General features: G+C 66.0%; 7 protein-coding genes and 1 pseudogene. All 8 read left to right on the top strand.

Annotated features, from left to right (window positions below; all coding sequences use genetic code 11):
* Window positions 1–1,420 (top strand): annotated as a pseudogene (locus tag JHD73_RS24840) (bacteriophage N4 adsorption protein A); the annotation flags it as partial.
* Between the two features lie 16 nt (window positions 1,421–1,436).
* Window positions 1,437–2,156, top strand: coding sequence for an alginate O-acetyltransferase AlgF (locus JHD73_RS24835; RefSeq protein ID WP_199032839.1), 720 nt, complete (start codon window positions 1,437–1,439; stop codon window positions 2,154–2,156).
* A complete protein-coding gene (locus JHD73_RS24830; RefSeq protein WP_199032838.1) occupies window positions 2,135–3,238 on the top strand; it encodes a twin-arginine translocation pathway signal in 1,104 nt (367 codons plus the stop codon). The genes JHD73_RS24835 and JHD73_RS24830 overlap by 22 nt, the downstream gene beginning before the upstream one ends.
* Entirely contained in the window at window positions 3,235–4,410 is a 1,176-nt protein-coding gene (locus JHD73_RS24825; RefSeq protein WP_199032837.1) for a cell division protein FtsQ, read from the top strand. The genes JHD73_RS24830 and JHD73_RS24825 overlap by 4 nt, the downstream gene beginning before the upstream one ends.
* 7 nt (window positions 4,411–4,417) lie before the next feature.
* On the top strand, window positions 4,418–6,031 hold the full coding sequence (locus JHD73_RS24820) for an MBOAT family protein (RefSeq protein ID WP_199032836.1): 1,614 nt from the start codon (window positions 4,418–4,420) through the stop codon (window positions 6,029–6,031).
* Window positions 6,032–6,055: 24 nt separating this feature from the next.
* Window positions 6,056–6,292 carry an acyl carrier protein gene (locus tag JHD73_RS24815; RefSeq protein WP_199032835.1) on the top strand — a complete coding sequence of 79 codons (237 nt, stop codon included), beginning with the start codon at window positions 6,056–6,058 and terminating at the stop codon, window positions 6,290–6,292.
* Between the two features lie 9 nt (window positions 6,293–6,301).
* Window positions 6,302–7,792 carry an AMP-binding protein gene (locus JHD73_RS24810; protein ID WP_199032834.1) on the top strand — a complete coding sequence of 497 codons (1,491 nt, stop codon included), beginning with the start codon at window positions 6,302–6,304 and terminating at the stop codon, window positions 7,790–7,792.
* A partial coding sequence (locus tag JHD73_RS24805; RefSeq protein WP_199032833.1) for a hypothetical protein occupies window positions 7,785–8,687 on the top strand: 903 nt, incomplete at its 3' end. The genes JHD73_RS24810 and JHD73_RS24805, both read left to right, overlap by 8 nt.

Here is an 8,687-nt window from a genome sequence, read left to right as displayed (position 1 = left end):
GATTGATGACGACACGGATTCGCTCATCACCATGCGCGTGCATAGCGCGCGCCTGCAGCTGAAAACTGTGCAGACAACGGCGCAGGCCGCAACGGCCGCACCGGCTTCGCCCGCCGAGACGGCCGCACAACGCGTGGCCGTGGCGGCGCGCCCGGTCATCGACTGCGCCAGCAGCGAGTTCGGGTCGGACTGCGATCTGTATCCGGCAGACCCCGGCTTTGTGCCGGCGCAGGCCGCTGCCCGCGCCGCTGAAGCGAAAAACACCAAGGCGGCGCTTGAGTTCGCCCGTCAGGCCGTGGAGGCTGCTCCGCAGGATGCACAGCACCGCGTTGATCTGGTCAACGCGCTGATCGACGCCAAGCAGGAGCGAGCAGCGACAAGCGAATCGAAGGCGATCGTTGACGATGGGCTGCTCGATGCCTTGCCCCCGCTTTCCGCCGCGTACATCGCGCAGCGCGCAGGCGATGACAAGGTTGCCTCCGACCTGTTCGAGCGCGCGGACCAGATCACGCCGTTGTCCGTGGACGAGCGTACGGATGCCGCCTATTCGGCTCTGGCGGCGCGCCGTAACCAGCTTGCCATCGCACATTTGGAACGCGCCATCGATGAGGGTCTGGCGCAGCCGGAGGGCGACGACCCGCCGCCCACGCCGCAGGCGATGCTCGACATGCGCGAAGCGCACGCAGAAGCCACGCGCAACTGGGGCTTTGATGCCACGCTCAGCTACCGTGGCGGCGGTATGCCATCGGGTCCGCTGCTGGCCACCACGCCCGGCGACGCCAACGCCTGGCAGGCGGGCCTGGAGGCGTACTGGCGCCCATTGGGTCCGCTGGGCGATCGGATGTTCGAGGTCTATGCCCGCGCCTTCGAGAGCTTTGGCGTCAAGGGAGGGGAGTCCAGCGGTGCCCAGACACTGCAGGCCTCAGTGGGCGCGCGCGTCAAACCGTTTGCCGACGTGAACGCGATCTTCGCCATTGAGCGCGTGATTCCGATCGGCTCCGCCGCCAACGGCGATTGGCTGGCGCGTGCAGCCTATTCCGACGGCTTCGGCACCGAGCGCCGCATCGATGTCCCGTCGTGGTGGACCGGCCGCCTGTACGCAGAAGCCGGGCGCTACCTGCAGGCCGGCACTAACTACGCCACCGCCAACGCCGAGTTCGGCCGCACCTACCGCATCGACAGTGTCAGCCCGCGCTGGACGGTATTCCCGTACGTGGTTGTTGGTGCGGACTACGACAGCAGCGTCAACAGCAGTGTGCCGATTGGCGCGGGGGTGGGAGTGTCCACGCGCTACGTCTTTCGCGAGAGCAAGTACGACGCGCCGCAGTCGTACGTCGACCTGTCCTTGCAATACCGCTTCAAGCTGGCTGGGGACGACCGGGCCCGCGGAGTGTTCTTCAACGCCATCTATTCCTATTGATCCTATGCAACGTCGCATGACATTGACCGACCTGATGCGCGCGCTGGGCACTGTGCTCGTGCTGGGCGTGCCCGCTTCCGCGCACGCCGCCGCGCAGGATGTTGCCAGCCTGTACGGCCCGCAGCCGCCCGCCAACGCCACGTATGTGCGCGTAGTCAACCTTGCCGCCCAGCCGGCCCGCGTGACGCTGCCGGGCAGCGAAGCCGCGCAAACGCTGGCAGCCGGCGCGTCGACGCGCTTGAGCGTGGTGACCCCAGGCACGCCGTTGCGTGTGACGGTCGATGGCCGCGAACCTGTGCAGGCAACTGCCGCAGATGCCGCAGGCGCAGCGTCAGCCAGTGACGCCACCGCCGGCCAGGCCATCACCGTGATGCTCACACGTGAGTCGCAAGGCTGGCGCGCCACGCGTGTGGCCAATCCGCAGGAGCGCCTGGATGCCATGCGCGCCACGCTGCGTGTCTACAACGTTGCAGGTGCCTGCACGGGGAAGATCGCCGTGGCCGACAACGGCCCCACCGTGTTTGCGCAGGTGCCTGCGGGCACGCAGCAGGCCCGCGCCATCAACCCGATTGCCGCTCGCCTGACGGGCAGCTGCGGCAACGCCACGACGGCGCCGCTTCAGTTGCCCACGCTGGCTGCGGGTGACAGCTACAGCCTGTTTCTGGCGGGCGATGCTGCCAAGCCTGTACTCACCGGCGTGCGCGATGACATCGCTTGGCCGCCTGCCAAGAAGTGAATCTCACCAACGAACTTGAAGGCCACACCATGACCGTATCGCTTCGTTCGCCACTCGGCTTCGACAGCCAGACCATCGATGCCCGCCGCCGCCGCGTGCTGTTCTCACTGGGTGCAGCACCGTTGGCCGGTGCACTGACCGGGTTGCCGAGCCTCGCCCTTGCCGTGCAGGGTGCGCAAGCGCCCGCCACCAAGGCTCAGACCATCATTGAAGGGCGCGACCGCTGGCTGTTCCCCGGTTGGGAGAGCCTGGCCGAAGACGATACCGGCGGCTGCCTGCAAGCGCTCGATCTTATTCGCAAGGCGGCCGACAAGCTCACCGCCGCCGATATCCGCACGGTGATCGTCATCGCACCGCTCAAGGCCCGCGCCTATGCCGACAAGCTGCCCGATGGCATGACGCTGTCACCGGCGGTGAAGGGCCGCTACGCCGCATTGGCTGCCCATGCCGGCAAGATCGGGCTCGACATGGTTGACGCGGAGGCCGCGATTGCCACCGTCAACCCGACCGACGACACCACGTTCATCCGTGCCGACTATCACTGGTCTGCACGTGCGGCCGAGGCCAATGCCGCCGCAACCGCCAAGCTGCTGCAGGCGCGCGGCTTGTTTACGGAGCGCACGGGTGGCGGTACCCGGCTTGGCAAATGGACCGAAGAGATCAGCTACGGCGATCTGGCCGACCTGTTGCCGCCGGAAAAGAAGAAGGCGGTCGGCAAGGACCACTTCTTCGTTCGTCAGGCCGGCAACAACAAGGACTTGCTCGACAGCGCACCGTCTGCGGTGCAGGTGGTTGGCAACAGCATGGTGCAGCCGTACCTCGGTTTTCCGCAGAAGCTCTCGAACGCCCTCGACACCCCCGTCGGTTTGACCTGGACGTTCGGCAACGTCGGCCCGTGGAAGACGTTGCTCAACTATCTGGAATCGCCCGCGTTCAAGTCCGCCAAGATCAAGGCGCTGGTCTGGCAGTTCAATGAAGGCCAGATGATGAACGGTCCGAATGCGGCAACGCAGTGGGATGCCGCCTCGATCATGGCGGAAGACGCGTGGCTGGCCCGGCTGGACAAGGCGCTTGTGCGATGAGTGACGGGCTCGCACGTTCTTCGGCAGCCGCACTGCCCGGCAAGGAGCCGGCAGAGGCTGTGCTGCCGGATCGGTCCATGCTCTGGCACCGGGCTTTGGCCTGGACCGTGGCGGTGCTTCTGGCCGTCGGCCTTGGCATGGCGGCGGTTGCACTGGCCCGGCAGGCCGACAACGGCGAGCCGTTCAATTGGGCCGGATGGCGTGACGGCACGCTGGGCCACCAGATTGAGAGTGCCATCGACGTGCCGTATGCACGCACGCTGCACCGCTGGCAGGCGGCAATACGTTACCGTGTGCTGGGCGATCTTGGCCCGCAGGTGCGAGAGGGCTGCCCAGGCTGGCTCTTCTACGCCGATGGCTTGCGTCCGCCACCGGCCACAGCTGGACAGGTGCGACAGGTTGGCGTGCCCGGTGCCGATGCGCTGCTCGATGCGCGCATCGCGACGCTGCGCCGCTATGCCGATACCCTGCGCAAGGACGGCATCCGCTTGGTGGTGGTGACGGTGCCCGACAAGGCGCGCGTAGAAGTGCAGGCGCTGTGCGGCCTGCATCAGGACGCACGCATGACACAGCGCCTGACTGGCTGGCAACAGGCCCTGGATGCTGCCGGTGTCACGCGTGTGGAACTGTTGCCTGCGTTGCAGCAGGCAGGCCCGGCGTACTTCCGTACCGATGTGCACTGGAACGCCAATGGCGCGCAGGCCGCCGCCAATGTCATCGGCGCGGCCGTGCTGCCGTTGCTGGGCGGGCGAGGGGAGGCACGCTTCGACCATCAGCAGGGTGAGGTCGAGCCGCGTGTCGGCGATCTGCTCACGCTGGCGGGCCTGGGCGACGTGTCCGATGCGTGGCGCCCGGCGCCCGATCAGGTGGCGCCGCAAACCATCAGCGCGGTGCATTCGGGTGGCTTGCTCGACGATGCGCCGCCGGTGGAAGTCATGCTAGCGGGCAGTTCGTTCTCACGGCGCAGCGAGTTTGCGGGGCGCCTGGGCGAACAGCTTGGCCGCGAGGTCTGGAACGTGAGCCTGGACGACGGCCAGTTCGACCGTGCCATGCAAGCCATGTGGGACAAGCGCGCAACGTGGCCCAAGAGTGTGCGCGTACTGGTGTGGGAAATGTCGGAAGACGCGCTGCACCTGCCGGTCAAGACCCTCCCCAACGGCGCCAGCCATTGAGGCCGAGATGCTATTCAACTCGTTCATTTTCCTGACGCTGTTCCTACCGGTTTCGATTGCCGGCTACTACCTGCTCGGCGCACGCTCGCCGCGCGCGGCGTCAGTCTGGCTGTGTGTGGCGTCGTTCCTGTTCTACGGATGGTGGAACCCGTCGTTCGTGCTGCTGCTCACGCTGTCGATCGCCTTCAACTTTGCAATGAGCTGGCTGATCCTCAGCAACCCCGCGGGCTCGCGTGCACGCCGCGCGTGGCTGGCCTTCGCCATCGTGGTCGATCTGGCGGTGCTGGTGCGCTACAAGTACCTGGCGGCATTGATCGGGGTTGTGGTGAATGCCGCCGACATCATGCCGGCCGGCTGGGTTGCCGTGGCGATGGAGGACGTGGCGTTGCCGCTGGGCGTGTCGTTCTTCACCTTCACGCAGATCGGCTATCTGCTCGACTGCAATGCCGGCATCGTCAAGGAGCGTGATCCGCTGGGCTTCATCCAGTTCGTCACGTTCTTCCCGCACCTGATTGCCGGGCCGATCCTGCACCACAAGGAAATGATGACGCAGTTCGCGCGCCCCGAGACGTACCGGTTGCGCGCGGAGAACCTGTCCATCGGCCTGACCATGTTCACCTGCGGGCTGGCCAAGAAGCTGTTGCTGGCCGATACGATTGCGCCATATGCCGACCACGGCTTTGCCGCGCCGCACGAGTTGCAGATGCTGGCCGCCTGGGGCGCCTGCCTGGCCTATGCGATGCAGCTGTACTTCGATTTCTCGGGCTACTCCGACATGGCGATGGGGCTGGCGAAGATGTTCGGGGTGCGCTTCCCGCTTAACTTCAACTCGCCATTCAAGGCCGGCAGCATCATCGAGTTCTGGCAGCGCTGGCACATGACGCTCACGCGCTACCTGACCAGCTACCTTTACTACCCGCTGGCCATGCGCATCAATCGCGCACGCATGGTGGGCGGCAAGTCGACCGGGCGGCTGGCGCAGCGCTCGGTGGGCGGTTTTGCGGCCACCGTGGCAGTGCCGACCTTCTACACCATGGGCCTGGCCGGGGTGTGGCACGGCGCCGGGCTGCAGTACTTCATCTACGGCCTGCTGCATGCGGCCTTTCTGAGCGTCAATCATGGCTGGCGGGCGTGGCAGGCTGCGCGGGCGCCGGCCGGTGCGCCGGCACAGACAGCGGCGCCCACGCGGCTGCGTCATGCGGCCAATGTGCTGCTGACCTTCTTTGCGGCGCTGGTGGCGTTCATCTTCTTCCGTGCCCACGGCGTGCATGACGCGCTGCAGATGCTGGGCGGCATGGCTGGCGTGCGCGGCATCGAGCCGCTTGGCTGGCCCGCCTGGGGCGAGGCCGGCATGAGCGGCCTGGAGTGGCTGCGCATCGTGCTGGGCCGCTCCACGCTGGCGCTGCAGATCGTGGTGATGCTGGCCATCGTCTGGTGCCTGCCTAACGTGCATCAATGGATGGGCCGTTTTTCACCCGCGCTGGAGCGTCCTGCCAATGCGGCTGCTGCGCGCTTTGGCTGGCGGCCCTCGCTGCGCTGGAGCGTGGTCATCGTCGCTCTGCTGCTGTTCTGCATGGCGCAGTTGCACGGTGAAGTGCGTTTTCTCTATTTCCAATTCTGACCGCGCTTAGTCGCAATCATGACCATGACTCAAATCGAAACCCTGCAGGCCGATGTGAAAGCGCTCGTAGAGAGCGTTGTGATGCGCACGGTCGAACCCAGCACGCCACTGATCGAATCGGGCCTGGTCGATTCCGTTCTGGCGGTCGAGATCGTGATGGCGGTTGAAGCGCAGTTTGGCGCGCGCGTGCCGCCTACGGAAATTGCCGAGCATCTGGCTTCGGTCGATGCGCTGGCAGCTTATATCCAATCCACCAGATAGGAGAGGGCGATGCGGCTTGATCTCAACACGGGTACGTTTGTCGATACCGGGCTGCGGCCCGACCACGATGCGGTGATCGGTGCTGACCGCACGCTCACCTGGCAAGCGCTGGCGGCAGAAGCGGCTGCCTGGTGTACGCAGGCACGCGCCGCAGGTTTTGCTGCCGATGTGCCGGTCATCATTCGCGGGCACAAGGAGGCAGCGTTCTTCGTTGCCATTGCCGGTGCGCTGATGCTGGGGGCGCCCTTCGTGCCTGTCGACACGATCTACCCGGATGAGCGCATGGACCGCATCGCGCGCACGCTGGGCACGCATGCCTACTACGACGCGCGCACCGCAACCTTCGAGCCGCTGCCGCACGCCAGCAGCCCGCAACCGCTGCAAGAGAAAGGGCTTGCCTACGTGTTGTTCACCTCGGGCACCACGGGTGAACCCAAGGGCGTGCAGATCGGCCGGGAAAGCGTCCACACTCTGATCGACTGGATGGCGCATGACTTTGCGCTGGGCACGGCACCGGTGTTCCTGAACCAGGCACCGTTCAGCTTTGATCTGTCGATGTACGAGGTGATGGCCACGCTCGCGCTGGGCGGCACGGTGGTGCTGGCCTCGCGCGAGGCCATTACGCAGGGCGATGCGTTCTTGAAAACGCTTGCCGCGCACGGCGTGACGACGTGGGTGTCGACGCCGTCGTTTGCGCAACAGCAGTTGCTGCAGCCGGATTTTTCGGGGCAGGGGCTGCCCACGCTCGATACCTTCCTGTTCTGCGGCGAGGTCCTTTCGGTCACGCTGGCACGGCACTTGCGCCAGCGTTTTCCAAAGGCGCGCATCATCAACACTTACGGCCCCACCGAAGCCACCGTGGCCACCACCTGGATCGTGGTGGACGACGCCATGCTTGCCGGCGCAGACAAGTTGCCCATCGGCTACCCCAAGCGCGGCAGCGAGGTCTTTGTGCAGGATGGCGAACTGTGCATTGCCGGGCCGCATGTGATGCGCGGTTATCTCAACCGGGAAGACCTCAACGCCACGCGCATGTTCTCGCACAACGGCACGCGCGGTTTCCGTACGGGCGACCTTGGGGCGGTGGATGAGCTCGGCCGTCTGTTCTGCCATGGCCGGATCGACGACCAGGTCAAGGTGGGCGGCTACCGTATCGAGCTGATGGAGATCGACGCAGCACTCGGCAAGCTGCCCGGCGTGCAGAACGCCGCTGCCGTGCCACTGCGGCGGCCCGATGGCTCGGTGGCACGCATTGTCGGTTTCGTGCAGCCGGCATCGGGCGAAGGGCAGTTGCCGGAGCCGTTGCCATTTCCGCCACACGACTGGAAGGCATCGCTGGGTGAGGCGCTGCCGCCGTATATGATTCCGTCGGAGTTGATCCCGCGGCAGACGTTGCCGGTGTCCGTCAACTTCAAGATTGACCGCGCCAAACTGGCACAGGATTACCGTGACATGCAACTCAACCCGATCCGCCACCCCGAGGGCAAGCACAATGGATGAACGCCGTCCTTCCTGGCGGTGTGCCGCGCTGGTCGTGGCGCTGGCCCTGTCAGGGGCGTTGACGGGCGGGGCGGCCGCGCAGGAGCTTGCCGGCGAGCCACTCGCGCAGGGTATCGTCTGGCAGCCGGATGCCCTGCACAAAAATCCGAAAGGGACTTGGGACAGGCTCGGTGTCAGCAACCTGCTGGTGCAATGGACGGCTGTGGACGACGCGGCCTTCGTGCCCGGCGCCAAGCCATCGGACATAGTGCACGCGCCGGATTGGGCGCGCATTGCCGCCGAGCCCTGGGCGCGCAACGTCATCGTCGGCTTGGCCGGCGCATTTGATGAAACCTGGGCGCGTGCCCACGTTGAAGAGCTTGCTGAGCGCTCGCGGCATCTGGTGGCGGTGCGCCCGCCTGTCAACGTTGAGGGCTGGTACTTCCCGGTTGAAGTCGACCCTACCTGGAAAGACATGGCGCGGCTCAGGCGCGCGCTGGATCGGTTGCCGCGCCCGCTGTGGATCAGCGTGTACGACCATAGCGAGCTCGGCGCCCAGCATTTTGCCGAATGGGTTGCGCGCTGGCTGCCTGCCGATGTGGGCGTGTTCTGGCAGGACGGTTGCGGTGCATTCAAACGTGATCCGGCCACCGCGCGCGCCTATGCGGATGCGCTGGCTGGGCGCTTTGGCACCGAGCGGGTACGTGTGATAGCCGAGGCGTTCCGCCCCAAACGCCGCGGCGGATTCCGTCCCGCCACGGCCTATGAGTTGGCGCCGCAACTGGCGCACTACCAAGGCTTCAAGGTCTACCTGTTCGACGGGCCGCACTACGTGTCGCCAACGCTGGTGGATGGCCTGCTCAAGCACCCGATGCGCAGTACGCCAGGATTGGCGCTGGACGCGCCACCTAAGGTC

The organism is Ralstonia sp. ASV6 (genome assembly GCF_016429285.1).
Classification (GTDB): domain Bacteria; phylum Pseudomonadota; class Gammaproteobacteria; order Burkholderiales; family Burkholderiaceae; genus Ralstonia; species Ralstonia flaminis.
This window is presented reverse-complemented; position numbering and strand designations above follow the sequence as displayed.